26 protein-coding genes are annotated in these 25,781 nt (G+C 51.8%); 6 read left to right on the forward strand and 20 right to left on the reverse strand.

Features of this window, described 5'->3' with window-relative positions; all coding sequences use genetic code 11:
- The first annotated feature begins 23 nt into the window (after positions 1–23).
- Entirely contained in the window at positions 24–1,250 is a 1,227-nt protein-coding gene (gene mtnK / locus J2X61_RS04755) for an S-methyl-5-thioribose kinase (RefSeq protein WP_310186240.1), read from the forward strand.
- The gene (mtnA, locus tag J2X61_RS04760) at positions 1,247–2,326 is read left to right on the forward strand and encodes an S-methyl-5-thioribose-1-phosphate isomerase (RefSeq protein WP_274466259.1); all 1,080 of its coding nucleotides are present in this window, start codon (positions 1,247–1,249) and stop codon (positions 2,324–2,326) included. The genes mtnK and mtnA overlap by 4 nt, the downstream gene beginning before the upstream one ends.
- A gap of 49 nt (positions 2,327–2,375) precedes the next feature.
- On the opposite strand, the gene J2X61_RS04765 is transcribed toward mtnA, so the two are convergent.
- From J2X61_RS04765 to J2X61_RS04815, 11 genes are all read right to left on the reverse strand, one after another.
- Positions 2,376–3,317, reverse strand: a complete 942-nt coding sequence (locus J2X61_RS04765; RefSeq protein ID WP_310186242.1) for an AraC family transcriptional regulator — start codon at positions 3,315–3,317, stop codon at positions 2,376–2,378.
- A gap of 30 nt (positions 3,318–3,347) precedes the next feature.
- Positions 3,348–4,367, reverse strand: coding sequence for a Gfo/Idh/MocA family protein (locus J2X61_RS04770; RefSeq protein WP_310186244.1), 1,020 nt, complete (start codon positions 4,365–4,367; stop codon positions 3,348–3,350).
- A gap of 118 nt (positions 4,368–4,485) precedes the next feature.
- Positions 4,486–5,346 carry a M15 family metallopeptidase gene (locus J2X61_RS04775; protein WP_310186246.1) on the reverse strand — a complete coding sequence of 287 codons (861 nt, stop codon included), beginning with the start codon at positions 5,344–5,346 and terminating at the stop codon, positions 4,486–4,488.
- A gap of 185 nt (positions 5,347–5,531) precedes the next feature.
- A complete protein-coding gene (locus J2X61_RS04780) occupies positions 5,532–6,881 on the reverse strand; it encodes a homocysteine synthase (RefSeq protein ID WP_310186248.1) in 1,350 nt (449 codons plus the stop codon).
- A gap of 649 nt (positions 6,882–7,530) precedes the next feature.
- Complete coding sequence (locus J2X61_RS04785; RefSeq protein ID WP_310186250.1) at positions 7,531–7,737, reverse strand: hypothetical protein; 207 nt, start codon at positions 7,735–7,737, stop codon at positions 7,531–7,533.
- A 59-nt stretch (positions 7,738–7,796) separates the two neighbouring features.
- Positions 7,797–8,003: a hypothetical protein gene (locus tag J2X61_RS04790; protein ID WP_310186253.1), complete on the reverse strand. Its 207-nt coding sequence runs from the start codon at positions 8,001–8,003 to the stop codon at positions 7,797–7,799.
- A gap of 59 nt (positions 8,004–8,062) precedes the next feature.
- On the reverse strand, positions 8,063–8,257 hold the full coding sequence (locus J2X61_RS04795) for a hypothetical protein (protein ID WP_310186255.1): 195 nt from the start codon (positions 8,255–8,257) through the stop codon (positions 8,063–8,065).
- Positions 8,258–9,194: 937 nt separating this feature from the next.
- Complete coding sequence (locus tag J2X61_RS04800) at positions 9,195–9,917, reverse strand: amino acid ABC transporter ATP-binding protein (protein WP_310186282.1); 723 nt, start codon at positions 9,915–9,917, stop codon at positions 9,195–9,197.
- Positions 9,918–9,930: 13 nt separating this feature from the next.
- Complete coding sequence (locus J2X61_RS04805) at positions 9,931–10,578, reverse strand: amino acid ABC transporter permease (protein ID WP_274466265.1); 648 nt, start codon at positions 10,576–10,578, stop codon at positions 9,931–9,933.
- A gap of 85 nt (positions 10,579–10,663) precedes the next feature.
- Positions 10,664–11,458 (reverse strand): basic amino acid ABC transporter substrate-binding protein, encoded by a 795-nt coding sequence (locus tag J2X61_RS04810; protein WP_379239629.1) that lies wholly within the window; start codon positions 11,456–11,458, stop codon positions 10,664–10,666.
- A 236-nt stretch (positions 11,459–11,694) separates the two neighbouring features.
- Positions 11,695–11,997 carry a YunC family protein gene (locus J2X61_RS04815; RefSeq protein WP_310186257.1) on the reverse strand — a complete coding sequence of 101 codons (303 nt, stop codon included), beginning with the start codon at positions 11,995–11,997 and terminating at the stop codon, positions 11,695–11,697.
- Between the two features lie 173 nt (positions 11,998–12,170).
- Here J2X61_RS04815 and J2X61_RS04820 point away from each other — a divergent pair, with 173 nt between their 5' ends.
- Positions 12,171–12,665 carry a hypothetical protein gene (locus J2X61_RS04820; protein ID WP_274466365.1) on the forward strand — a complete coding sequence of 165 codons (495 nt, stop codon included), beginning with the start codon at positions 12,171–12,173 and terminating at the stop codon, positions 12,663–12,665.
- A gap of 51 nt (positions 12,666–12,716) precedes the next feature.
- Here J2X61_RS04820 and J2X61_RS04825 read toward each other — a convergent pair whose 3' ends face one another.
- The 6 genes from J2X61_RS04825 to J2X61_RS04850 form a co-directional block, all read right to left on the reverse strand.
- Positions 12,717–14,564, reverse strand: a complete 1,848-nt coding sequence (locus tag J2X61_RS04825) for an EAL domain-containing protein (protein ID WP_310186259.1) — start codon at positions 14,562–14,564, stop codon at positions 12,717–12,719.
- Positions 14,565–14,767: 203 nt separating this feature from the next.
- A complete protein-coding gene (locus J2X61_RS04830) occupies positions 14,768–15,133 on the reverse strand; it encodes a DUF423 domain-containing protein (protein ID WP_274467445.1) in 366 nt (121 codons plus the stop codon).
- Between the two features lie 37 nt (positions 15,134–15,170).
- Positions 15,171–15,473 (reverse strand): hypothetical protein, encoded by a 303-nt coding sequence (locus tag J2X61_RS04835; protein ID WP_274466367.1) that lies wholly within the window; start codon positions 15,471–15,473, stop codon positions 15,171–15,173.
- A 91-nt stretch (positions 15,474–15,564) separates the two neighbouring features.
- Positions 15,565–16,485, reverse strand: coding sequence for an AEC family transporter (locus J2X61_RS04840; protein WP_274466368.1), 921 nt, complete (start codon positions 16,483–16,485; stop codon positions 15,565–15,567).
- Between the two features lie 9 nt (positions 16,486–16,494).
- On the reverse strand, positions 16,495–16,824 hold the full coding sequence (locus J2X61_RS04845) for a DUF1904 family protein (RefSeq protein WP_274466369.1): 330 nt from the start codon (positions 16,822–16,824) through the stop codon (positions 16,495–16,497).
- Between the two features lie 35 nt (positions 16,825–16,859).
- Positions 16,860–17,303 carry a MarR family winged helix-turn-helix transcriptional regulator gene (locus tag J2X61_RS04850; RefSeq protein WP_274466370.1) on the reverse strand — a complete coding sequence of 148 codons (444 nt, stop codon included), beginning with the start codon at positions 17,301–17,303 and terminating at the stop codon, positions 16,860–16,862.
- 190 nt (positions 17,304–17,493) lie between these two features.
- Between J2X61_RS04850 and J2X61_RS04855 the strand changes: the two genes are divergently transcribed.
- A complete protein-coding gene (locus tag J2X61_RS04855) occupies positions 17,494–19,758 on the forward strand; it encodes an AraC family transcriptional regulator (RefSeq protein WP_274466371.1) in 2,265 nt (754 codons plus the stop codon).
- A gap of 390 nt (positions 19,759–20,148) precedes the next feature.
- Here the strand turns inward: J2X61_RS04855 and J2X61_RS04860 are convergent, their stop codons facing one another.
- From J2X61_RS04860 to J2X61_RS04870, 3 genes are all read right to left on the reverse strand, one after another.
- Entirely contained in the window at positions 20,149–21,720 is a 1,572-nt protein-coding gene (locus tag J2X61_RS04860) for an extracellular solute-binding protein (RefSeq protein ID WP_310186262.1), read from the reverse strand.
- A gap of 72 nt (positions 21,721–21,792) precedes the next feature.
- Positions 21,793–22,662, reverse strand: coding sequence for a carbohydrate ABC transporter permease (locus J2X61_RS04865; protein WP_379239630.1), 870 nt, complete (start codon positions 22,660–22,662; stop codon positions 21,793–21,795).
- A gap of 43 nt (positions 22,663–22,705) precedes the next feature.
- A complete protein-coding gene (locus tag J2X61_RS04870; RefSeq protein ID WP_274466374.1) occupies positions 22,706–23,629 on the reverse strand; it encodes an ABC transporter permease in 924 nt (307 codons plus the stop codon).
- A gap of 219 nt (positions 23,630–23,848) precedes the next feature.
- On the opposite strand from J2X61_RS04870, the gene J2X61_RS04875 reads away from it, so the two are divergent.
- Complete coding sequence (locus J2X61_RS04875; protein ID WP_310186265.1) at positions 23,849–24,787, forward strand: hypothetical protein; 939 nt, start codon at positions 23,849–23,851, stop codon at positions 24,785–24,787.
- A gap of 116 nt (positions 24,788–24,903) precedes the next feature.
- Positions 24,904–25,143 (forward strand): NHLP leader peptide family RiPP precursor, encoded by a 240-nt coding sequence (locus J2X61_RS04880; protein WP_274466376.1) that lies wholly within the window; start codon positions 24,904–24,906, stop codon positions 25,141–25,143.
- Positions 25,144–25,781: the final 638 nt, after the last annotated feature.

Raw genomic sequence — 25,781 nt, forward strand, 5'->3', positions numbered from 1 at the left:
ATGAACTTATAGGAGGCTAAGCCATGTCTACATATCACCCTTTAAGTGAAGCTCAAGCGATCGAATATGCCCGCCGCATTCCAAACTTGTTCCAGCCCGGCTCGGAGCTGACCAGCAATGAAATCGGCGACGGCAACCTGAATCTCGTATTCCGCATATCGGAGAAGGGCACAGGCCAAAGCATTATTTTGAAGCAAGCGCTGCCTTATGCCAAAGTCGTCGGCGAGTCCTGGCCGCTGACACTCGACCGGGCGCGTATCGAAAGCGAAGCGCTGCTCATCGAAGAAGGACTGGTCCCCGATCTCGTTCCTCATGTCTATGCGTATGACGCCGATCTTGCGCTGACGGTGATGGAAGATTTGAGCGACCATGTCATCATGCGCAGAGGATTGATCGAACGGAACCAATATCCGTTATTCGCTGAACACATCGGCCGCTTCTTGGCGCACACACTGTTCTTCACTTCTGACTTAGGCAAGAACCAGCAAGAGAAGAAAATTCAGCAAGGGCGCTTCATCAACCCTGAGTTGTGCAAAATTACCGAGGATCTGATCTTCGACGATCCATACCGCGACGCGGATACGAACAGCATCGAGCCGCATATCCGCGACGCCGCCGAGCAGCTGTGGGCCGACAGCGAGCTGCATTTGGAAGTGGCGATTCTCCGCCAGAAGTTTTTGACGAATGCGCAAGCTCTGCTTCATGGGGATCTTCATACGGGCAGCATCTTCATCAAACCCGATTCCACGAAAGTGATCGACCCAGAATTCGCCTACTATGGGCCAATGGGCTTCGATATCGGCGCCGTGCTGGCGAACCTGATCTTGAACTATGCCGGCCAGGAAGGCTGGAGCCAGGATCAAGAGAGCCGCAAAGCTTACCGCGCGTACCTGCTGCAGACGGTGAAGGACGTCTGGACGCACTTCGAAGCCAATTTCCGCGCGCTCTGGAACGAACACGGCGTGGACCGCGTTTTCCGGACTCCGGGCTACCAGGATCACTTCGTTCAGCAGCTGCTCCAAGATACCGTCGGCTTCACCGGGGCCAAAATGGTGCGCCGCATCGTAGGTCTCGCGCACGTAGCGGATATCGACAAAATTGAAGACAGTGCGGCTAGAGAGCGCGCTCAGCGTTTGGCGTTAGCGATCGGCACCTCCCTCATCCGCACCCATCGTCAAGTGAGCTCCCTCGATGAGCTCCTGGCCATCGTCACCCAAGAATCAACTGTAGAAAGAGGATTTGTGCTATGACCCAACAACAAACAAGTCAGACCCTTGAGAACCAAGGCGCATTGCAGTCCTTGAAATGGAACGGCCAGCAGCTGGATCTGCTCGATCAACGCTTGCTGCCGGAAGAGATCGTGTATTTGCCGCTGGAGACGCCGATCGAGGTGTGGGAAGCGATCCGGCATTTGAAAGTGCGCGGCGCCCCGGCGATCGGCATCGCCGCTGCGTACGGCGTGTACCTCGGCGTTCGCGGCGTGGATGCCGGCGTGGAGGAGCTTCTGGCGGAAGTCCGGAAGCAGGCGGATTATTTGGCGACGTCGCGTCCGACGGCGGTGAATCTGTTCTGGGCGCTTGACCGGATGAGAGCGCAAGCGGACGCTTTGGCAGCAGCGGGTGTCAGCCCGGCTGACTTCAAGGCGGCGCTGCTCGAAGAAGCGCAGAAGATTCAAGCGGAGGATGAGGAGACGAACCGCTTGATCGGCGAACATGCGCTGACGCTGTTCGAGGACGGCTTCGGCGTGCTGACGCACTGCAACGCCGGCGGCTTGGCCACAGCCAAGTACGGCACGGCGTTAGCGCCGTTCTACTTGGCGAAGGAGCAGGGCATGAACCTGAAGGTGTTCGCGGACGAGACTCGTCCCGTGCTGCAAGGCGCGCGGCTCACAGCTTTCGAGCTGCAGCAGGCCGGCGTCGACGTGACGCTGATCTGCGATAACATGGCAGGCGCCGTCATGTCTAAGGGCTGGATCCAGGCGGTCATCGTCGGGACCGACCGTGTAGCCGCTAACGGCGATGTGGCCAACAAGATCGGCACCTACAGCGTTGCCGTCTTGGCGAAGGCTCACGGCATTCCGTTCTACGTCGCCTGCCCGCTCTCAACGATCGATCTGAATACGCCGACCGGCGGAGATATTCCGATCGAAGAGCGTCATGAAGACGAAATTACGCAAGGCTTCGGCAAGCGCACCGCGCCGCAAGGCGTGAAGGTGTTCAACCCTGCGTTCGATGTGACCCCGAACGAGTATGTGACGGCGATCATTACGGAGAAAGGGATCGTGCGCGCTCCTTATACCGAGAACCTGCGCAAGCTGTTCGAGTAATGAATAAAGGCTGTTCCCGGCGCCATATGGCGCGGGAACAGCCTTTTTGTTATCCGTGCATGCGGTCACGGTACCGGTTCGGCGTCACGCCGTGTGCTTTCTTGAATACATAATGCAAATAATTGCTGGACGCAAACCCATTCTTTTCTGCGATCTTCTCAAGCGTCAGCGAGGTTTGCAGCAGCTCGGTGCATACGTGCTTCAGCCTGACTTGCTCCAGATATTCGCTGAACGAGATATTCGCCTGTTCCTTAAAAATACGCTGCAGCTGTCTGGAGGAAATTTGCAGCCTCTCGGCAACGCCCTCCAGGGTCAGCGGCCGGCGGAAATTGTCCTCGATGAACTGCACGGCAAGCTGATACCGGTAGCTCTTCATATCGCGAGCGGGCAGGTTCGGACCGTGCCGATCCGCTTTGTAGGCGCCGATCGTTCTCAGCAGCATCTGGATAATTGACTGCTTGATGAGGGTGTACTGGCCGAGCGGGTTGTCCCGCCACGCTTCATACGCGACCAGAAAGCATTTCATCGCTTCCTGCCGGTCGAAGGCAGGCACATGCGGCAGCTCGCTTAACTGCCGGATGCACGCATCCGCTTCCTGCAGCTCCCACGCTTCTCCCCACCCCGTGGCGCCATTCTCCGCGTCCCCTGCTTCGTCCAGCTTCACGAAATCGACATGCAGGCACAGCTCATCCATCTTCTCCTGTTCATCCGCTTCCTGGCGATGGGAGACTCCCGGCGCCGTGACATACAGCATTCCTTCTTGTAAAGGATAGGTGACGCCGTCCAGGATGACTTTGCCTTTGCCGCTGGGAATATAATGGATTTCAAACTCGGAATGATGATGGAAATCAATGATCGTACCGGCCGGAAAAGAGGTCAGATGGCAGCGCAGCACATGGATCCCATAAGAACCCCACCGAAACCGCAGATCCAGGCGGTCCAGGGCCATCGGATTTTCTAGCATAGGTTCGAAATAAAAGGGCTGGCTCATGCTGTTCCTCCTTACTTGTCCTGCAGCCTGCTACTGAACCAGAGAGTCGATGCGTACCTGCTGCTTCGACTGTGCGGAGCGGTTGGACGCTTCCATCAGCTTCGTTAAATCCACCGCAAGTTGAATATTCTCTGTCGCTTTGGTGCCATTAAGAATATGGGAAACCCATTGGCTGAATGCCGGCGGTTTGGCTGCCGGTCCGTTCTCGTAGACGATCCAGCTCGCGCTCGCTTCCGGCAGCTTCTTCGTGCGTAGCATCACTTTGCCGTCATGCTCGGAGAACAGTACGCTTCCATCCGTGCCGTGAACTTCAATAACGAATGGGGAAACCGCATTGACGAAGCCGGCTTCTACGACGCCCAGCGCACCGTTGGCATACTGCAGCGTAGCCACGGCGTTATCTTCAACCTCGCGGCCTGTGACATAGCCGTAAGAAGCGCTTACAGCTTCCGGCAGCCCCAGGAACAGACGTGCCAAATACATCGGGTGGCAGCCGAGGTCGATCAGCGCCCCGCCGCCGCACTGCTCGGCATTATAGAAATGCTGCGGCAGCCAACCGTTGGGGTTCGCTTCCGTAGAGATACCGCCATTATGCGATAGACGGGTGCGAACGAGCGTAATCGGCCCCAGCAATTCCTTCTCGATAATTTCTTGAATCGCTAATGTATACGTTGGATTCAGGCGCGGCAATGAAACCGTCAGCGTGACGCCCGCTTCATTCACCGCGTCCAGAATCTCATTCACTTCATGTAAAGTCGGAGCAATGACTTTCTCCGTGAAAATGTGCTTGCCCGCTTTGGCAGCCGCAATCATCACATCACGGTGCATGTTGGTCGGCGTGTCGACGACGACAGCGTCAATGTCCTTATTGGCCAGCAGTTCATTCAGATCCGCATAGAAGGCAACACCGCGCTGCGCCGCTTCCGCTTGGCCGCGCTCCGGAATTTCATCCCATACGGCTACGATTTCCGTATCTTGGTGCTCCGTAACTTCTCTTGCATAGTCCTTCGCGTGCACGTGCCAAAAACTTAACATCGCTACTCTAATCATGTTAACCTCCAAATAAGTGACTTGGCTTCATTGTAACATGCCATAGCAGCCTGATAAATTTCGAATTAGCGACAGGCAAAGGTACAAAATAGCGACATCGTTTCGGTTCCATTCGGAATTACTTGGCGACAGGTACGGCGTTGTAGTACTCTTCCATCGTTACTTTTTTGGCCGCCATCTCCTTGGCTGCATCTACCCCAACATATCGAATATGCCAAGGCTCGTATTGATAGCCGGTAATTTTCTCTTTCCCCTTGGGATATCGGATGATGAATCCGTACTCCGGCGCATGCTTCTCCAGCCAGACGGCTTCCTTCGTTCCGCCAAAGCAGTCGGACGCCGCACACTTCCCGTCGCTCCCCGACACATCAATGGCCAGTCCCGTTTCATGTTCACTCGTTCCAGGGACGGCGCTGTACGTCTTGGCTTTCTCCTCGCCGTCCTGCTGCACGTAGCGTTGGAACAACGCTTTCTGTGTTGCATACGAGCGGTAGGCCGATACGCCGGCAAGGTTGATACCGTCCTTCTTCGCGCCCTCGAACAGCTTCTCGATCGCCTCAGCCGCGACACTGCGCATTTTGCGTTTCTCCACCTTCTCCTTGAATGTAAACGGAATATCCGGATAGACGAGATCCGTCGGCTCGTAGCTCGAAGGCAGAGCGAACTGCTTATTCACCAATACCGTTACGCTCTCCGGCTTCGCAATGACCTGCAGGCCATCGTTCTTGGCCGGTGGCTTTGCAGATGCAGCCGGGCTCTGAGACGGCTTGCTGCTCGCCGTGATCTGCGGCGATGCCGATGCTCCTGCGGACGGGGCCGGGCTGGATGTCGCAGGCGGCATGGTTGCCGCAGCGGTAGGGACTGGCGTTGATGTCGCCGCAGGGCTGTTTGCCGCGTTCTCCTTTTGACTGCCGCAGCCGGCAGCTAATATCGATATCGCCATCAGGAAGATTAGCGATAGTTTAGACTTTGTGCTCATGTTCGTAAAATGCCTCCTCAAGTTAACAAGCTATTCATGAAATAGACTTCATGCACGGATGAAAAGTTTCAAAACAACGTAAAAAAGGCTGCGTTCAGCTTATGCGCCTAAATCGCAGCCTTCTCATATTTTATTCGCTATGCTGGATCGATACAAGTTATAAAGTGCTTAATGGCAATTGCCCCCTAGGCTTGGCTTGCCGCAATCGCTTGCTCCAGATCGTAAATGATGTCTTCGACGGCTTCCGTCCCGACCGATAAACGAATAAGTCCAGGCGTTACCCCCGTGGAAATTTGTTCCTGCTCATTCAATTGGGAATGGGTCGTAGACGCAGGGTGAATGATCAGCGACTTGGAATCACCGACATTCGCCAGATGCGAGAACAATTGCACGTTATGAATCAGCTTTTTGCCTGCATCTACGCCGCCCTTGATCCCGAAGCTCAGAATAGCGCCCTGCCCCTTCGGCAAATATTTCTGTGCCAGCTTATAGGACGGATGGCTTTCTAAACCTGCATAGCTCACCCATTCAACCGCCTCGTGCGATTCCAGGAATTGCGCAACCTTCAGCGCATTAGAGCTGTGCCGCTCCAACCGGAGATGCAGCGTCTCAAGTCCTTGCAGCAGCAGGAAGGCGCTGTTCGGCGAGAGCGAAGCTCCCAAGTCGCGCAGCAGCTGCACGCGTGCCTTGATGATGTAGGCGATCGGTCCGACCGCTTGCGTGTATACAACGCCGTTATAGCTCGGATCCGGCTGCGTTAGGCCTGGGAATTTGCCGCTGGCTGCCCAGTCGAATTTGCCGCCGTCGACAATAACGCCGCCGATGGTCGTGCCATGGCCGCCGATGAATTTGGTCGCTGAATGGACGACGATATCGGCACCATGCTCGATCGGTCTCAGCAGGTATGGACTTGGGAACGTATTGTCCACGATCAATGGAATGCCGTTCTCGTGAGCAATCGCCGCTACGGCCTCGATATCGAGCACGTCGCCTTTCGGATTGCCGATGGATTCGGCGTATAGCGCTTTCGTTTTATCAGTGATTGCACTGCGGAAATTTTCCGGGTTGCTCGGATCGACGAACTTCACGGTGATGCCCAGCTTAGGCAAGGTGTTGGCAAACAAGTTGTACGTTCCGCCATACAGCGAAGCCGCAGAAACGATTTCGTCCCCGGCGCCGGCGATGTTCAGGATGGAGAACGTGATCGCCGCTTGGCCGGAAGCCACAGCAAGTGCCGCAGGGGCGCCTTCCAAAGCAGCAATCCGCTTCTCAAACACATCCGTCGTCGGATTCATGATCCGTGTATAGATGTTGCCGAACTCTTTGAGCGCGAACAAATTAGCGGCATGGTCCGTATCGTTGAAAACGTAGGACGTCGTTTGATAAATCGGCACAGCCCTCGACTTGGTTGCAGGGTCTACCTCTTGGCCTGCGTGGATTGCTAATGTTTCCGGTAAGTACTGGCGTTTGGAATCTGACATTGAACGTGCCTCCTCGGAATGGGGATGAAATAGATGAGTGAAACGAAAACCCAAAACTCGATAATTCCTACTGGAATAGTATGTAATACATTCTAATGGAAATATCTAGCTATAGTCAATATATCACAGTGGGATATTTTTCTATACTAGTCTCGCTATTCTTTCTATAAATCTATTAGGCGGTGTCACGGCTAACGGGGTAACGGTGTAAGGTCGGCGATCACTTCAGCTAACAGACGGGTAACGAGCAGACGGCGGTCACGTTAGGCTAACGGACACAGCGGCCGTTATTCGGTCGATTTGGGCCGTTTTGGAATTGTAACGGACACCAGTAACGTTATTTGCTCTTCTGTGCTGCCATTTCGCCGAGAAATCGGCAAATAAGCGCACTGGTGACCGTTAGATCGGTAACGGGGCTGGTTTCACTGTTTTAACGGCTTTGGTGTCCGTTAGCATGCCCCGTTTCCCGGCTTGCCGGGCGTGCTGCAGGACGGATCTGCCCGGCGGCTGTTCGTGCCAGGGCTAACGGACACAGCGGCCGTTATTCGGTCGATTTAGGCCGTTTTGGAATCGTAACGGACACCAGTGACGCTATTTGCTCTTCTGTGCTGCCATTTCGCCGAGAAATCGGCAAATAAGCGCACCGGTGTCCGTTAGATCGATAACGGGGCTAGTTTCACTGTTTTAACGGCTCTGGTGTCCGTTAGCATGCCCCGTTTCCCGGCTTGCCGGGCGTGCTGTAGGACGGATCTGCCCGGCAGCGGTTCGTGCCAGGGCTCGTGCCACGGCTAACGGACACAGCGGCCGTTATTCGATCGATTTGGGCCGTTTTGGAATCGTAACGGACACCTGTGACGCTATTTGCTCTTCTGTGCTGCCATTTCGCCGAGAAATCGGCAAATAAGCGCACCGGTGTCCGTTAGATCGATAGCGGGGCTAGTTTCACTGTTTTAACGGCTCTGGTGTCCGTTAGCATGCCCCGTTTCCCGGCTTGCCGGGCGTGCTGCAGGATGGATCTGCCCGGCGGCGGTTCGTGCCAGGGCTCGTGCCACGGCTAACGGACACAGCGGCCGTTATTCGATCGATTTGGGCCGTTTTGGAATCGTAACGAACACCAGTGACGCTATTTGCTCGTCCGTGCCGCCATTTCACGGAGAAATCGGCAAATAAGCTCACGGGTGACCGTTAGATCGGTAACGGGGCTGGTTTCACTGCTTTAACGGCTCTGGTGTCCGTTAGCATGCCCCGTTTCCCGGCTTGCCGGGCGTGCTGCAGGACGGATCTGCCCGGCAGCGGTTCGTGCCACGGCTAACGGACACAGCGGCCGTTATTCGGTCGATTTGGGCCGTTTTGGAATTGTAACGGACACCAGTGACGTTATTTGCTCGTCCGTGCCGCCATTTCACGGAGAAATCGGCAAATAAGCTCACGGGTGACCGTTAGATCGGTAACGGGCTGGTTTCACTGCTTTAACGGCTCTGGTGACCGTTAGCATGCCCCGTTTCCGGCTTACCGGAACAGGCTTGCAGGACGGATCTGCCCGGCAGCGGTTCGTGCCACAACTAACGGACACAGCGGCCGTTATTCGGTCGATTTGGTACCGTTAAGGACCAACCCGTCTTGCCGGACTACAAATATAAAAAAGGAGCCAGCCGGCTCCTCCTCCATTTGCTATATTTATTCACCGTACTAAAGCAGCATCCAGCGCGAGAGTGTACTATAGAGCACTTCGAGCACTTAGTCACTTAGATCACCTCAGCCACTTACAGCACTCATACACTTTAGATCACCTCAGCCACTTATAGCACCCATCACTTCAGATCACCTCAGCCACTTATAGCACCCATTCACTTAGATCACCTCAGCCACTTATAGCACCCATTCACTTCAGATCACCTCAGCCACTTATAGCACCCATTCACTTCAGATCACCTCAGCCACTTATAGCACCCATACACTTTAGATCACCTTAGTCACTTACAGCACTCATACACTTTAGATCACCTTAGCCACGTACAGCACTTTATACACTTTAGATCACCTTAGCCACTTACAGCACTCATACACTTTACATCACAATAGCCACTTACAGCACTCACACCTGCTTTAGATCACCGTTTGGCACTTGAAGCACTTTGGCACTTTGGCACTTTGGCACTTTGGCACTTTGGCACTTTGGTACTTTGGCACTTTGGCACTTTGGCATTTCGGCATTTCGGCATTTCGGCACTTTGGCACATCGGCATCTTGGCACTTTAGCACTTCGGCATTTCGGCACTTGGAACACTTAGTCACTTTGATACCCTAGCCACTTACAGCACACATACACATTAGATCACCTTAGGCACTATGAGCACTTCAAGCACCTTAAAGCACTTTAGATAAAAACGCCTTCGTCCGCTCCTGCTGCGGATTCTCGAAAATTTGTTCAGGTCTGCCTTCTTCTACGATGATGCCCTGTTCCATGAACATGACCCGGTCGCCAACTTCGCGGGCGAAGCCCATCTCATGCGTAACGACGACCATCGTCATCCCTTCCTTGGCCAGCTGCTTCATGACCGCCAGCACCTCGCCGACCATCTCCGGATCAAGCGCCGAGGTGGGCTCATCGAACAGCATAATCTTCGGCTCCATCGCGAGCGCGCGGGCAATCGCCACACGCTGGGCTTGACCGCCGGAAAGCGAATCCGGATAAGCTTCAGCCTTGTCGGCCAATCCTACTTTGTTCAAGAGCTCCAGCGCTTTCTTGCGCGCTTTGTCCTCCGGCCACTTCCTTACTTGCATCGGCGCCAAGGTAATGTTATCAATGACTTTCATATGCGGGAACAAATGAAAACGTTGGAACACCATGCCCAATTCCATGCGCATCTCGTTGATTTTGTTGGCGGGGTCCATAATATCTTTGCCTTCAATCTTGATCGAGCCGCTGTTCGGCTGCTCCAGCAAGTTCAGGCAGCGAAGAAACGTCGATTTCCCCGAACCGGAGGGTCCGATAACGACAAGCACTTCCCGAGTCTGAATATCCGCGGAAATATCCCGCAGTACGACGTTGTCGCCGAACGCTTTTTGCAGATGTCTAACTTCAATCATCGCTGTCATATCTCTACACTTTCCTTTCCACATAGCTAAGCAGCTTGCTTAGAGAATAAGTGAGAATGAAATAAATAAGAGCTGCCGTCAAGTAAGGCTCCCACACTTTGAAATATTGGCTGCGCATCGCATTAGACCAATACATCAGTTCCGGAGCTGCAATAATTGCAAATAAGGACGAATCTTTAATCAAGACGATAAATTCGTTCCCGAAAGGAGGAATCATCCGCTTGATCGCCTGCGGTAAAATAACATTCTTCATCGTTTGGTAGTGTGTCATCCCCAAAGAGTGAGCGGCCTCCGTCTGTCCTTTATCGATGGACTGGATACCGGCTCTGAAGATTTCGGCCATATAACCCGCCGAGTTCAGAGATAAAGCCACAATCGAAGCGACGATGGCGTTGGTGGTGCCAAGAAACAGCGGAACGACCCCGAAGTGCACGAGCAAAATTTGCACGAGCAGCGGCGTGCCGCGGAAGAAGTTAACGTATATGCTAGTGGGCCATCTCAGATAGCCGCGGTGCGACATTTTGCCTAATCCAACCGCAAGTCCGAGCACCGAACCGAAGCAGATGGAGAGAATGGAGATGCCGATGGTCCATGCGGTACCTTTCAATAAGAGCGGTATATACTCAACAATAATGTCAAAACGAAAATCCATTCCACACTTCCTTTCTCCATGGTATTATGCGGATAACAGAACAACAGCATGCGCAAGGATGAAGTCACGCATGCTGCCTGTTTTATTATTTTTGCTCAAGCAATTTTTTGGTGTCGGGCTCTTGACCGAACCATTTTTTGTACACTTTGGCGTAAGCGCCGTTCTCGATCACTTTCTTGATCGCCGGATCGAGCTTCGCTTTCAGCTCGCTGCCTTTCGGAAGCAGAATGCCGTAGTACTCGGATTCGAAGTTCGTCGCGTCACTGATCGTTACGAACTTTTTGTTCGGATTATTTTTCACGTATTCACGAACAATAGCAATATCGGCTACAACCGCGTCAACGCCGCTGTTCTCAAGCTCCATGAGCGCCAGCGTGTTGTTGTCCAGACGCTTCAGGTTTTTGTTCGTTTCGCCCATGATTTTGCTCATCAGCGTGTCGGCTGTCGTGGAAATTTGCACAGCGACTTTCTTGTCCTTCAGGTCCGTTGCGCTTTTGATCGGGCTGCCTTCTTTGACCAGAATCATGTTCGTGGACTCGAAATAAGGAATGGAGTAGTCATAAGTTTGCTTGCGCTCATCTGTAATCGAAACGGAAGAAATACCTGCGTGGAACTCTTTGCCTTGCTGAACGCTCGTCAGCATCGTGTCCCAACCTGTATTCGTGATTTCGTAGGAAAGTCCTGCTTCCTTCATGACTTCAGCAAGAAAATCGATGTCAAATCCGGTCATCTTGTCTTTGTCCATATATTCCATTGGTGCGTATGCAGCATCCGTTGCGAACTTGTATTTCGTGCCGCCGGCGCTGTCTTTAGCTCCGCAGCCTGTTAAACCGATAACCAGCGCTGCCGCTACTACAAAAAAAGATAATTTTTTCAAAATAATTCCCCCCGTTCTATGTATTGAACGAATCATATTTTAACACTTGGTCAATAAAATGACAACGCCTCTCTATAGAAAATATCGAAGGAAATTGCAGGTAACAGCGATTTTTGTTCATTTTCGGATTGGCGCACAATAGAGCGGCAGTCCCTTTGTACGCTTTGCCTATAAGGAAATAGAAAAACGCCCCGGATCTCCACGATCCCGAGCGCTTAAATTTCCGTAAGTATCGACAGCTACATCATTCTTAAAATGGCTTCCCTGCCGGTCATGCCGGCTACAATGCCAAGGTCCTCCGCCGTGTAAGTCACCGATTCCAGCGGTGCTTCCAGCAGCTCCTCAATGGTGCGTACGCCCGTTGCCCTGGCCGCGATGATGTTGCGTTCTCTCAGCCGCTCGTTCAAAAGTCCCACATCGAGCGCACCGCACATGATATAACCTTTATCCGTCGTCACCACCAGCAACGTCGTCTTGGGCAATTTGACCTCTATGGCAATTGCAGTATGTCCCTCCAGAGTAATGGGTTCTACGCGCATCATGCTCTGCACAGCTCCTCTTTGCAGTCTTACGGTAGTATATGCGCGTGCGGCTAGTACGGTGTGATAGTTCGCGGAAAAGAATTTAACCACGTCGCAAAACGAATCTATATTTGGGTACCATATTCTGATATAGTTAGATGACGAGCAATTTTTCTAGGCTGCAAGGAGGCCATATGAGTCAAGGAAAACCAAACCACACAGGTCATTTATTTACCGTTGAAATTCTAGTCGAAGAGGCCACGAACGGTCTTGCCATGGAAAAGCTCCTTCATCTCTTGAACACCCCGTCGGTCAAAGATTATCGAATCGTCAAAGGCATCGAGCTCGGCAAATTAATTGAACTGAACACGACTAAAGAGAGCACGCCTCCCTCACATACAAGCAAAAAGGCAGCAGCAGCTCCCCCTCCTGCCGCTCCGGCGCCGCCCGCAGCAGTACCCGCGGCTAGCGAAGCCGCCGATCTCATCATTAAGCAATTGGAAGGCTTCAAAGCGAACAACACGCTGATCCGGCTTACGGTCATCAAGGGCCAGGGCATCAAGCTGAATCTTCCTTGCCGGATACTCAATTACGACAGCAGCAACCAGAACGTGACCGTTTATCACGTGGACGAGAAGAAAGTGTATTCCTTCAAACTGAACGAAATTGACGACTACGTCGCCTTCTAGCCCACGCATAAGGTGAGCCCAATCCGTATCGGATCGGGCTCACCTTATTTGTTATTTGGCCGGCGCAGCAACACCTTCAGCCAGCATGCTCTCCAGCTCCTGCGCGTTCACAGGCGGACTGAACCAATAGCCCTGCACTTCGTTGCATCGGTTCTGGTGCAGGAAGTGCAGCTGCTCCTCGGTCTCGACGCCTTCAGCGATAACCTTCAAATTCAGATGGTGGGTCATCGCGATGATCGTTGCGACGATCGCCGCGTCATTCGGGTCCACCATAATATCGCGAACGAAGGAACGGTCGATCTTCAGCTTATCAATCGGGAATTTCTTCAGATAATAGAGAGAGCTGTACCCCGTTCCGAAATCATCGATACTGACGTGCACGCCCAGCTCCTTCAGCTCCAGCAGGGACTGAATGGCGTGGTCGACGTCCATGGTCATGCTCTCGGTGATCTCCAGCTCCAGATACTGCGGGTCCAGCCCGGTCTGGTCCAGCACGTGCGATATTTTACCCTTGAGATTATGCTGGAAAAACTGTCTCATCGACAAGTTCACGGATATCGGCATCTTCGGGAAGCCCATGTTCTGCCAGGCTTTGTTTTGCTTGCAGGCCGCGCGCAGCACCCATTCGCCGATGGGCACAATGAGTCCGGACTCCTCGGCGAACGGAATGAAATGGTTCGGAGAGATCAGCCCCTTCTCCGGGTGCTGCCACCGGATCAACGCTTCGGTGCCCACAATGCGTCCTGTTTCGATGTCAACCTGCGGCTGATAAAATAGGACGAACTCTTCTCCGGCAATCGCCCGGCGCAGTTCATTCTCCAGCTTCAGCCGGTTGAGCGAGACGGATTTCATGTCGGTGTTGAAGATTTGGAAATCGTTGCGGCCCTTCTCCTTGGCCCTGGCAAGCGCAATGTCAGCATATTTCATCAGCATATCGGCATCTTCCGCGTCTTCGGAGGAAATGGCGATTCCGATGCTTGCCGTAATATGTACTTCGTACTGTTCCAGCAGAAACGGCTTTTCCAGTACGCGGTTAATCTCTGCGATGACGGCGATAGCATCGTTGGAGTCCGCTACATACGAGTAGAAGAACGCGAACTCATCACCTTCGGTCCGCGCCAGATAATCGTTCTCCTTCACACAGCGCATGAAGCGCTCGGCCAGCTGCAGCAGCAGCATGTTGCCGTAATCGTAGCCGAAGCTGTCGTTCACCAGCTTGAAGCGGTCGATGTCGAGGTAGAAGACGGCCACCTTAAATCCCATTGATTTGCTCATGCCGAGCCGCTCGTTCAGCTGGTCCCGGAACAAGCGCCTGTTCGGCAGACCCGTCATATCGTCATAATAAGCCATATACCGGACTTGCTCGTCTCCGCGCTTGCGCTCCGTAATATCCTGGCAAATCAAAATATAACCATGGACACCGTTCTGCAAGTCAACGGGCACGGCCGTCGCCTGCAAATCCACGCGATAGCCGCTCTTATGCGAGACCGTCGTTTCGAAGGAAGCCGAGGTACCGCCATTCGCCTGCTGAAGTTGCTTGCAGGTCAGATCAAGCTGTTCTTGGGACACGAACCGGCTGAAGGGCTGACCGATCAAATCCGCGGCGGAGTAGCCGAGCATCGTTTCGGCCGCTTGATTGATCCGAATGAAGGTCCCCTCCTGATCGAAGATCCCGATCGCATTCGGATTGTGTTCGAATAAAGAATCCAGCACATGATGGTACGCCGGACCTTGCATCACCGGTTCTGACGGCGGCCGGGGTTGCCCGGTCGTCCTGAGCAGCTGCACGACTAGCGGCATTGATGCAATCAAGCAGATCCATGCGGCATACGGCTTTACATAAAGGCTTACGAATATGGCCACGAGTACATACGCGCCGATATAGAGCCTGTTTCTCACAAGATTGCCTCCTCTTGCTGTCTCCCTTAAAGGAATAGGAAGCGTCACACTGACTACAGTTCCTTATCCATATGGCGTGTGATCTATTCGACACACGTCCGTATCTTCGAAACCTTATTTCTACATGAGTCGAGCTTTTTCCTGCATATCTGTCATGAATAAAGAAAAAAGAGTCGGATTTCCCAGACTCTTTCCATTTCTTTTTATTTTAGCGCAGCAATCGCCAGCAAAACCCAACCGACAAGGAAGCTTACGCCGCCAAGCGGGGTAATCGGTCCAAATATTTTGAGCCCGGTCAGGCTCAAGGCATACAAACTGCCCGAGAACAAAATAATGCCGATAAAGATCAGCCAGCCGGATGCATTCACCAAGGAAGTGCTGGCCAGCTTGTCGGACAAGATGGCAATCGCCAGCAGCGCGACCGCATGAATCATGTGATAGTGGACGCCGGTCTGAAAGACATCCAGCTTCTCAGGCGTTAGTTTCCCTTTCAAAATATGCGCTCCGAAAGCGCCAAGCGCGACAGAGAGAAAAGCGTTCAAACTGCCGAGCAATACAAATAGTTTCATCATGCTCGTTTACTCCTTTTCCTTACGGCACTCGCAATCATTCCACTTCGCCGATATCATGTTGGCCGACGATCAGGCGAACCGGCTCCAGATAGACTCTCGTGACCGACGGTTTTTTTATCAAATCGATTTCAATATCTACAATTTTGTTGCGCGCGGTTTTACCTTCTCTGCGATCGTACACGACATCGAACTGTTTAAGACCCAATTGATTCATGAGAACAGAAGCGCCGATGGACAAGCTGATGCCTTCAAATTCCCCGTGCTCGAACAACACCTCGGATAAAATCTCTTCATTCATGTCCACGATCGTAACATACTGGCAAAATTGGTATTTCATCAAAAGCTGCCCCCTTTGAATAATAGCTGAAATAACCATTTCGCCGAAAAATGTCGAAAGTCCTGCTCTTTTCAATTATTACCCGAAATGTTCACAGAAAACCCAATAAATAGATGACAATCGGTATCGTAAACATACTTAACAGCGTGGATGTAAACACGGCCTGAGACGAGAACTCCGCTTCGTTCTCATACTCAATGGCGAGCAGCACGCTGCTGAGCGACGTCGGTACCGCACATGAAAGAATAAGCGCCTTGGCCGTCAATCCGTCGATCCCAAGCAGCCACACAACGAAGAATCCGATTAGCGGCGCAGCGGCAAGCCTTAATACGAGCGAGACGGCCACGTTGGAGAAGTGAAACTCCCACTTCATTCCCCCCAGCTGCACGCCAAGCGTAAGCAGTGCCGTAGCCATGAACGCATTGGCAATATACGTCAGCGGCAGATTGATAGAAGAAGGCACCGGCAGGTGGAAGTAGCGCAGCAGCAGCGCAAGCGGAATCATGTAAATGACCGGCAAGGACAGGATCGTCTTCATCGTGGCCTTCCAGTTTGATCTATGGGCATTCAGCGTATAGATGCCGTACGTGTTCGGAAGCAGCGTCTGCATAATCATGATCACGATTTGGATCGACAGCGTATACGCATTCCCGCCGAAAACGGTCTGGTTAAGCGGCAGCGCATAATTCGCACTGTTATAGAAAATAACGCTGTTGCGCATCGCAATGCGCATTCCGCGCTGCAGCTTGCGAATCCGTATGTAAATCTCAATCAAGGCAAAAAGAAGGCTAAAGAAAAGGACGAAAAACAAGAGAACCTGCAGCAGAACGTGCAAGTTCATCTCGGATTCATACAGCTTGACGAAAACAAGAGCCGGTGAAAACACATAGAAATTGAGCTTGGATAATGTCTTGATGTCAAGATGAAAAGCACGATACATCACAGCCCCGATGGCGATCATAATCGAAATCGGCACGATGTTGTTAACTAAGATGTAGACAAAATAACCCATTTCAATTCCTCACTTAAATGAAGTTCCGTTACTGTAGTAGGCCTCTTTGGCGTAGGTCGTGAACGCAACCTCAACCTCCGGAATGCCCAGGCCAAGCACATGGTCGGTAATCGCTCCGGCCACGCCATCCCGGACCTCGTCTCCTCGTTCGAACCACGCGACTTCAACGAACGGGTACGCCTCTACCTGTTTCCCGCCGAAGACGGCGGCATGCTGGATACATTCCAGCGTGAAATTATCACGGTCACAGCTGCAAACAACTGCAAGCCGGTCGACCAGTGATTCGCTGATAGCGCAGAGCTGTTCGACGGTGATTCCTCTGAACGTTAATCTTGGCATGCTTCTAGCTCCAATCCTCTCAGCCGTGCGGACTGCTACGTAGTTGATGCGTTGACGCTGTGGATGATGCGTTTCAACTGTACATTGAAGTTGTGAATTTCCTCCGGCGACAATCCGCTGGAAGCCAGCAGCGTCTGAGGAATGCAGAGCGCTCTCTCATACAAGGCAAGACCGGCTTCGGTAATGACAATGTTCACGACGCGCTCGTCTTGCGCGGATCTCTTCCGCTGCACGAGCTGCTGCGCTTCCATCCGCTTGAGCATCGGCGTGAGCGTGCCTGAATCCAGATCAAGCTTCTCGCTCAGCTCCTTGACCGTGCTCTCCTTCTGCTCCCACAGAACGAGCAGGACCAAATACTGCGGGTACGTAATGCCCAATTCTTCAAGAAAGGGGCGGTACATCCGGGTAATCGCTCTGGAACTTGCATACAAGCTGAAGCACAGCTGATTCTCTAGTTTTAAAAGTTCACTGCTGTCCATAACGAAGCTCCTTTCTCTTTGAGTCTTATTGCGAACAATCGATTTGCTTCCAATGTATATAAAAATACCCCCTCTGTCAATTATGAATAGTCAGATAAGTTCATAAATGTTGCATGATTTCATCTTGTGCCCTTTTGCGCGGGGGTGATATGGTAGTAATACTGTTAGTCCGCGTGGAGGAGGCATGCCTGTGAATGCAAACAATTCGGGAGATAACCGTAAGCTGTATATCAAACTTTTATTGAGCACAATTCTGTGTACTGTCCTCACTCTGTTAGTATCCTCCGCCATTTACTTCGTCAATTACCGGAACATCAATTTGAACCAGGTGTATCAGACCGATTTGGAGAATCTCACCCAAACCAGCCGGGAAGTCATCTCCATGACGGAAAGCGCGCAATCGCTTACATTCCAGCTGTACCGGAACGGGAACATCAGCAAGCTGATGTTTTACGAGAACCCGGATATTTACGATACGACCGCGGCCATGAGGGAATTAAGCAATTACTTGAATTCCATGCCTTACATCGATTCCATCTACGTATACAATCCCAAAGCCAGTTATGTATATATCGCCTCGAACTCGGGTCAGAACGGTCTCATGACCAAGGAAGAGCTGGCGGACAAAGACATTTTGAACGTACTGGACCATTTTCAGGAATTCAAGCCTTTCGTGCCCATCCCCAGAACTTATCTGAAAAGCGCTTCCAGCGCGGAGAAAAGCAAGGTGTACACCTATCTGTGCTATGATGCGATCGGCAACAATAACGCTTTGAACTCCGCGATTATCGTCAACATCTCCACCGATTGGATCAATAAAGATATCGGCAAGCCCAAAGGCAAGGAAGGAAGCAGCTCCTTCATTATCGATATGAAAGGCCGAACGCTCGCCGGCGACCTCCCCGACTTCGCCCAGGCGCTGACACCGGATTCGGCCATTACCAAGCAAATTATGAGCAATAAAGGCTCCGGCTACTTCATCGATCAGGTCGGAGGACATAAATCGTTGATTTCTTACACGGCCCCCGACTCGCTGGAATGGCGGTACATCCGCATAACGTCTTATGCAGCAATCATCGAGAAAATCAACAACATACGGACAACGACCATTTACATCGGATTTGCTATCCTGCTGGCCGGTCTGCTCGTATCCTGGCACTTGTCCCGTAAGCTCTATGTACCGATCGATCGAATCGTAACGAGAATGAAAGCGTTGGAATCGGATAAACGGAATTCACTATTTACGCTGAAACAAGATGTCCTGCGGAAGCTGCTTCAAGGGCAAGAGCCCGTTACGGCCAAAATGATGCGGGATAAACGCAGCGAGCTTGGCATCTCCTTCGATTTCCAAAGCGATTACCGGTTGATTCTGCTGCGGATTGACGGGTTTGAGCCTTTCATGCACAACCATCAGGACGACCTGCACGTTTATAAATATGCGATTATGAATATTTCCTCGGAAATAGCTTCGCAAGCGTTCCAGGTGGAAACGGTGGATATCGGCAGCGATAGCACGGTGCTGCTCGTGAATGCGCAGAACACGCCGACGGGCGGAGATCAGAGTATGCTGCAGGCGCTTCTGAAGCAAATTCAGAAAGCCGTCAGCGAGCTGCTCAAAATCAGCTTGTCGATCACCTATAGCCCGCTCAGTTCCCAGCCGCAGGATCTTGTCCCTCTGTACCGCAGCGTTGTCGAGGCTTCGGAGCATCGCGTGTTCCTCGGACCGGGCTGCCTGATCGCCTCCTTGGATCACCAAATGCGGGAAACGGACGATTACTTATTCACCGTGGAGAAAGAGAAGAAGCTGATTGATGCGTTAATGGCCGGCAAGGTTGCCGAAGCCAAGAAATTGTACAGCGTTATTATTGAAGAAACACGGCCTTATCCGATCAGCGTCTTTCAAGCAACCTTATCGCGTTTAACGATCACGTTGAATGGCGTCCTGCATACGATACTCAAGAATAACGCCCTCGATGTCCCCGCGGGACTGCAGTTATCCCGTCATTCGTTAGCCAAACTCGAAACGATCGAACAGATTGAAGCCGTCGTCTTCGAAATGTTCGATGACATCAAGCGGCGGCTGGACGACAAGCGGAGCATGAAGCAGGACGATCTCATCCGTAAAATTAACGATATGATTGAACAGCACTGCGGTAACCCCAACCTTTGTCTGAACTGGATAGCCGATGAGCTGGATATGTCGCCGATCTATTTGAGCCGGGTCTATAAGCAAAACACCATGAATGCCGTTGTCGATGTCATTAATACGATGCGGATGGAACGCGCCAAAGATCTGCTCAAGCATTCCGATTTGCCGATTGCCGATATCGCCGAGCGGATCGGATATACCAACAGTTCCTATTTCTACCGCATGTTCAAGAAAAATTTTGGCGTTACGCCTACCGATTACCGCAAAAGCGAGCTGCTCGAGCCCGGCAACCAAGCCTCGACCTAAAACAGGTGTCCCGGAAGTGGGACACCCACTTTAGGTTTGGCGGGAGCCTGCTGATTCAATTCGAAAAATCATACACATTTGTTGGTTTAACGGCGGATTTGATAATTTTATATGAAATATCATACACATTCCCGCTTAGGGAGAGATTTCTGATGATTGTATATGAAAAATCATATATAATCCCATATTTGGTAGGAGCCTTCGGCCAGATCGCTAAGCTTGACGCGAGGTGAAGTCTGCTCCGCACATAACGCACAGCGGACTAACCGCACGACGTGGCTCCAAAAACCGCCGAAAGAGGGTGTCCCAAAAGGCACCCTCTCTCAATTCCGTCATCTGCCCCAATTTACAACTCGCCGTTACATTTACTTTGGGGACAGCTCCGGTTCCTTATTTAATACCTTTCTCACTCACATATTGCAGCCATTGCTTCTTGTACTCGGCTTGAACCTTCTCTAGTCCGGCCTGTTTGGCCTTCTCCATGAACGTTTTCAAGCCTGCTTCCACATCCGCTACAAGCCCCATCTGCAGAGGCCACAAGTACTGCTTCTCCACTTGCTCCAGCGCCGCCTTCTCCGCTTGATAGGAGCTGTAATCTTCGGCAAAGCCCGTGAACAAGTCCGGCTTCTGGATTTTATCCAAATCATTATAGATCGCTTTCACGCCATCAAAGCTCTTCTCGAACAACATAAACTGCGGATTGCGCCATGCCCAGGAATTCATGGACTCGCGAGGAAAGCCGTTCGAGTTGTTATCGCCGATCATTTTATAATAGCCGTTTTCAACCTGGAAGTTTTTCCCTTCAATGCCGTAAGAGGTTAGCCAGTTATACGTTTTATCCGTAACCATTTTCTCGTAAAATTCGAGCGCACGCTCCGCATTTTTACTGCTTTTCGGAATGGCGAAGCCATTGTGGATCGGATGAACCGGCGTCGCATACCCTTTGATAACCGGGAATGGGTAATACTCCAGATTCCAATCCGGATGCGTCGACTTCATTTTGTTCAGGGAATCGTTGAAGCGCGCCGGGTTATCCCCGAACTCCGCCGCCGCTTTCCCGCTGACCAGTTGGTCCCAGGTGGAATCCTTCACGTTCAGCACGTTTTTCGGAATGAAGCCTTTATCCATCCAGCGCTTGGCGATCTTGATGTCGCTCAGATGCTCCTCGGAGCCCCAGTAAGAATAGACCTCGCCAGGCTTATTGTAATTGATGCCAATGCCATAAAGCGGCGAGCCAATGCTGTTATGGACGACGTCTCTCAGCCCGTTAATAATCAAGTTGCCGTCACCGCCGCTGGCGAATGGCAGCATGTTCGGTTCATTTTTCTTAATGCCGTCCATGTAGGCTTCGAAGGTTTCCATCGATGTCGGCTTCGGCAAATTATATTTCGCCCTCAAATCCTCGCGCCAAACGAAGCCGTTAGTCACATATTCTTTGAAGGTCGCCGGTACGGTGTAGATTTTGCCGTCGATTTTCACGGCGTCCCACATGTCCTTGGGGACATACCGGTTCAGCGTCGGGGCAGCTTTCGGCAAAATGTCGTCAAGCGGCAGGAAGGCGCCCTTCTTGGCATACGATTGATACTGCGTCCAGTCTGCTGTGAAGATCAAGTCCACTTGCTGTCCGGAGGAAAGCAGCAGCTTATATTTCTGATCCCAGTCGGTCCAGGTGGTGTAATTGAATTTGACTGTCGTATTCAAATCTTTCAGCGCCAGCTTGTTCACTTCGTCCTGAATGATTTGCAGATCTTTGGGAGCATTGCCAAGCATATAGAATTGCAGCTCGACCTTCTCTCTTTTGGGCGCTTCCGCCTTGGCTGTAGCCGCCGGGGCTGCCGCACTCGCTGCCGGTGCTGCCGTTTCCTGTTTAGGCTCCGGGGCGCTGCTGCAGCCTGTTAGAGCCGTAACAACCAGCGCTCCGGACAGGATGGCCGAGAATCGGGGTGATGATGGCTTTTTCATGTGAATCCTCCCTTTAGTGTGTAATGATATGTCAGCCGAGAAGGTGGACGCATGCTTGCTCCTTCTTCGGTTCTAACCTTTGACAGCACCGATTGTCAATCCCTTGACGAAATATCGCTGCACGAACGGATACAGGAACAGGATCGGCCCTGTGACGACAATGGCCATCGCCATCTTCGTCGATTCCGTCGGCATTTCGCCCGTCATGACGACACCGGTGCCTGCCCCCATCTGCGAGATGAAGCGCATCGTGTTGATCACGTTGTACAAATAATATTGCAGCTCATACTTGTTCGGATCATTGATGAACAGCGAGGACATGAACCAGCCGTTCCAATAATGCAGCGCCAGGAACAAGCCGACGGTTGCGATGCCGGGCATCGACAATTGCAGCACGACGCTGTAGTAAATTTTGAAATCGTTGGCACCGTCAATCTTGGCGGACTCGATGAGTTCTTCGGGAATGGCGGATTTCATGAAGCTGCGCATCAGAATGATGAGAAACGGGCTCATCAGTCCCGGCAGCACAAGCACCGCATAAGTGTCCGTCAGCTTCAGATAGCTGGCCAGAAGAATATACCAAGGGACCAAGCCGCCGCCGAACAGCGTAGTGAAATAAATATAGAACGCGAATTGATTGCGGTAGCGAAAATCTTTGCGCTGCAGCACGTAGCCCGCCATCGTCATGAAGAACAAGCCGAGCGCCGTTCCGACAATCGTGACCAGAATCGTTACGCTGTATGCCTTAAGTACCTGTTCAGGGAAGCGGAACACCGTTTTATAGCCTTCAATCGAAAACACCTTCGGGAAGAAGTGATAGCCGCTTCTAAGAATCGACTCGTTTTGCGTGAAGGACGCTGAAATTATCATCAGGAAGGGAAACAAACACACCAGGAAAGAGACGATAATGACGGCGTAGGCCAGCGTTTGAAACAGCAGCATATAGTTCTCATCCTTGACTCTCAAGCTCTTAGCACCTCTTTTCCTAAAATAAAGCGTAATCGTCGTTGATTTTGCGAATGATGTAATTCACCGTCACGATCAGAATAAAACCGAACAGCGATTGATAAAGCCCGGCCGCCGTCGCCATCCCCACATCGAACGTCACTTTCAAGGAACGGTACACATAGGTGTCGACGATGTCCGTGGCATTGAACAACACGCCGTTATTTCCAATTAATTGGTAAAATAAGTCGAATTGCCCTTTCATAATACTCCCTAACGCGAACAATAGCAGGACAACAAAGGTTGGCTTCAGCATCGGGATTGTAATGTGCCAGACACGTTGAAAAATGTTAGCGCCGTCGATCTTGGCGGCCTCGTAATATTCATCGCTGATCCCGGTTATGGCAGCCAAATAGATGACCATGCTGTATCCGAGATTCTTCCACAGGTAAAACAAAATAATGAGGAAAATCCAGGCCCACGGCGTGTTGTACACATCGACCGGCTCATAACTGAACTCTTTTAACGTCGTATTCAGAAATCCGCTTTCGTAGTTAAACAAGTTGTAGACAATAACGCTCAGGATAACAAAAGAAATGAAATACGGCAGGAACATGACCGATTGCGCCATCTTCTTGAACCAGGCGCTGCGAATCTCGCTTAGCAATATAGCGCACATAATGGCGAATACGTTGCCTAATATAATGAAAGCCAAATTATAGCCAAGCGTGTTCAGCGTCAATCGCAGCAAAATGCCGGATTTCCATAGAAATGAGAAATTATCCAGGCCGACGAATGGGCTGCCGAACAGTCCGGCGTTGAAATCGAAGCGCGTAAACGCATAATAGATGCCCACCATTGGAATGTACGAGTTAATGAAGAAGAAGATCAGCGTGGGGAGCAGCATGAGAAACATAATTTTGTTCGTCACAATTTCATACAGTAAACCTCTTCGTTTGACCATGTTCCGTTAGATCCTCCTTGGGGCGATGTGTCTTAGGATGATCATAATCAGCGGCTGTGCTTCTGGGTAGTGAAGCCTCGCTACGTCTGTGAACATAGTGGTGAAACGGGGTATGAACTATCTTAACTTCCGTGAACTGGTGATAAAAATCGATTGCCACCCGAAAGATTTCATGCTAGGCTTATTTCAAGAATATACCAATAAAGGGGAAATTGACCTATGTTGTGGTTGAATGCACATCGAGCCGATCTGGACGAGGCATTTGCCGAAGGGGAACGTATCATCAACATGTTTCCTGACGGGTTGAATCGTCTCGGACTTGCTTATTTCGCCAAATTTGACATGCGCCGGGAAGATAGCACCAAGAACTACATCTGTTACCTTCTTCCCTATTGGATGAAAGAAATCGTAGCTGTGCCTGACTCGGCTGCCCGGAAGCTGTGCTTGGCCAATGTCTTCGTCATGCTGTATTACTTCGTCGTGGACGACGTTATGGATTCCGCCACTGGAGAGCACCGGGACAAGCTGCCGCTGGCCAATCTATTTCAACTGCAGTTTCAGTCGATCTATCGGGAGCTGTATCCGCCGCACTCCCCTTTCTGGCACCATTATGAATCGTATGTGCGGGAATGGGCCGATGCGGTTGCAGGCGAGTCCACACGGGATCCCTTCTATACGGATCGCAAACAAGTGGCTTGGAAGGCCAGTCCCGTCAAAAACGCCTCTACCGGCGCCCTGCTGCTTGCAGGCCGGGAAGATCTTGTGCCCGTCGTGACGGAAGCGGTCGATCAAGTGCTCATCTGTTTGCAAATGCTGGATGATTGGGTCGATTGGGAGGAAGACTTGGCGGAAGGAACGTATAACTGCTTGTTGGCTTTCTTGCGAAGGAGTGCGGATCGCCCCGGAGAAGAGCCGATGACGGCGGAGTGGGTCAAGCAGCAAGTGTTTGTCCAAGACCGGCTTGAGGGCTTCAAGGAGATTGCCGCTTCGCATCAGGAAGATGTGCGGAGGCTGGGACTGCCACTGCATGAACTCGCTCAGTTTCAAAGCGGACTCGTGAACGACCTGCAGGCGGCTGCGGATGAGATCAAAGAAAAGCGATTAAAGTTACTTTCCGGCGGTTTCTACTATTTTATGTCGGAAACTAGCAATTTTTGATAGAAAATTTTGAATATTCGTGCTATAATGATTTTGCAGGAAAAATTAGGAATTTATCCTGCGAATGACGGACTATTTTACTAGTCCGTTCAACTAAAAAAGGGGAGTGATCTGTTATGTCAACGAATGAACAACTCAAAGCGAAAATTATTCAAAAAGCCTGGGAAGACGAAGCTTTCAAAAACCAACTGTTAGCGAATCCTAAAGCTGCGCTCAAGCAAACTTTCGGTATCACCATTCCGGATGACTTCCAAGTGAAAGCCGTCGAAGAAACTTCTACCGATTTTGTACTCGTGATCCCTGCGAACCCGGCCAAGGTGCTGGTAACTGCGGGACCATCCAACCCCAACTGGTAAACTACATAAATAGAAAGGAGTTGAGCAGCTTGCTGCTCAGCTCCTTTTTTTGTTTGCATGTTGGGAGCACGTGATCGCGCAAAAGCGGGGACGGGTGAGGGGTGACGGGAAGCGAGATGAGCGGGCTGTGGCCGGCTAGGCTCGGGCGGCTAACGGACACAGAAGCCGCTATTCGGCGGTTTTGCGCCGATTCCGGGTCCTAACGGACACAGTGGACGTTATTTGCCTCGATCGGCGCGATTCTCTCGCGGAAATTGGCAAATAGCGGCTCCCCTGTCCGTTAGAGCGCAAACCGGCCGCGTTCCCCGGCATTAACGGCCGTGGTGTCCGTTAGAGCGGCGTACCTCGGATCGGCAGTTGTGGGCCACCGACACAGCTCGGCTCCGGTGTTCACGGCCGCGCCTGTTCACGGCGCACGAAGCTCCGCGGCCGAGGCCCGGAACCGGCTAACGGACACAGAAGCCGCTATTCGGCGGTTTTGCGCCGATCCCGGACCCTAACGGACACAGCGAACGTTATTTGCCTCGATCAGCGCGATTTTCACGCGGAAATTGGCAAATAGCGGCTCTCCTGTCCGTTAGAGCGCAAACCGGCCGCGTTCCCCGGCATTAACGGCCGTGGTGTCCGTTAGAGCGGCG

The sequence above is a fragment of the Bacillus sp. 3255 genome, from assembly GCF_031456485.1.
Classification (GTDB): domain Bacteria; phylum Bacillota; class Bacilli; order Paenibacillales; family NBRC-103111; genus Paenibacillus_E.

What these genes read in the sequence shown, in the direction of transcription:
- mtnK (WP_310186240.1), top strand. Translation starts at nt 24, where the DNA reads ATGTCTACATATCACCCTTTAAGTGAAGCTCAAGCGATCGAATATGCC.
- mtnA (WP_274466259.1), top strand. Translation starts at nt 1,247, where the DNA reads ATGACCCAACAACAAACAAGTCAGACCCTTGAGAACCAAGGCGCATTG.
- J2X61_RS04765 (WP_310186242.1), bottom strand. Translation starts at nt 3,317, where the DNA reads ATGAGCCAGCCCTTTTATTTCGAACCTATGCTAGAAAATCCGATGGCC.
- J2X61_RS04770 (WP_310186244.1), bottom strand. Translation starts at nt 4,367, where the DNA reads ATGATTAGAGTAGCGATGTTAAGTTTTTGGCACGTGCACGCGAAGGAC.
- J2X61_RS04775 (WP_310186246.1), bottom strand. Translation starts at nt 5,346, where the DNA reads ATGAGCACAAAGTCTAAACTATCGCTAATCTTCCTGATGGCGATATCG.
- J2X61_RS04800 (WP_310186282.1), bottom strand. Translation starts at nt 9,917, where the DNA reads ATGATTGAAGTTAGACATCTGCAAAAAGCGTTCGGCGACAACGTCGTA.
- J2X61_RS04805 (WP_274466265.1), bottom strand. Translation starts at nt 10,578, where the DNA reads ATGGATTTTCGTTTTGACATTATTGTTGAGTATATACCGCTCTTATTG.
- J2X61_RS04815 (WP_310186257.1), bottom strand. Translation starts at nt 11,997, where the DNA reads ATGATGCGCGTAGAACCCATTACTCTGGAGGGACATACTGCAATTGCC.
- J2X61_RS04820 (WP_274466365.1), top strand. Translation starts at nt 12,171, where the DNA reads ATGAGTCAAGGAAAACCAAACCACACAGGTCATTTATTTACCGTTGAA.
- J2X61_RS04830 (WP_274467445.1), bottom strand. Translation starts at nt 15,133, where the DNA reads ATGAAACTATTTGTATTGCTCGGCAGTTTGAACGCTTTTCTCTCTGTC.
- J2X61_RS04835 (WP_274466367.1), bottom strand. Translation starts at nt 15,473, where the DNA reads ATGAAATACCAATTTTGCCAGTATGTTACGATCGTGGACATGAATGAA.
- J2X61_RS04840 (WP_274466368.1), bottom strand. Translation starts at nt 16,485, where the DNA reads ATGGGTTATTTTGTCTACATCTTAGTTAACAACATCGTGCCGATTTCG.
- J2X61_RS04845 (WP_274466369.1), bottom strand. Translation starts at nt 16,824, where the DNA reads ATGCCAAGATTAACGTTCAGAGGAATCACCGTCGAACAGCTCTGCGCT.
- J2X61_RS04850 (WP_274466370.1), bottom strand. Translation starts at nt 17,303, where the DNA reads ATGGACAGCAGTGAACTTTTAAAACTAGAGAATCAGCTGTGCTTCAGC.
- J2X61_RS04860 (WP_310186262.1), bottom strand. Translation starts at nt 21,720, where the DNA reads ATGAAAAAGCCATCATCACCCCGATTCTCGGCCATCCTGTCCGGAGCG.
- J2X61_RS04865 (WP_379239630.1), bottom strand. Translation starts at nt 22,662, where the DNA reads ATGCTGCTGTTTCAAACGCTGGCCTACGCCGTCATTATCGTCTCTTTC.
- J2X61_RS04870 (WP_274466374.1), bottom strand. Translation starts at nt 23,629, where the DNA reads ATGGTCAAACGAAGAGGTTTACTGTATGAAATTGTGACGAACAAAATT.
- J2X61_RS04875 (WP_310186265.1), top strand. Translation starts at nt 23,849, where the DNA reads ATGTTGTGGTTGAATGCACATCGAGCCGATCTGGACGAGGCATTTGCC.
- J2X61_RS04880 (WP_274466376.1), top strand. Translation starts at nt 24,904, where the DNA reads ATGTCAACGAATGAACAACTCAAAGCGAAAATTATTCAAAAAGCCTGG.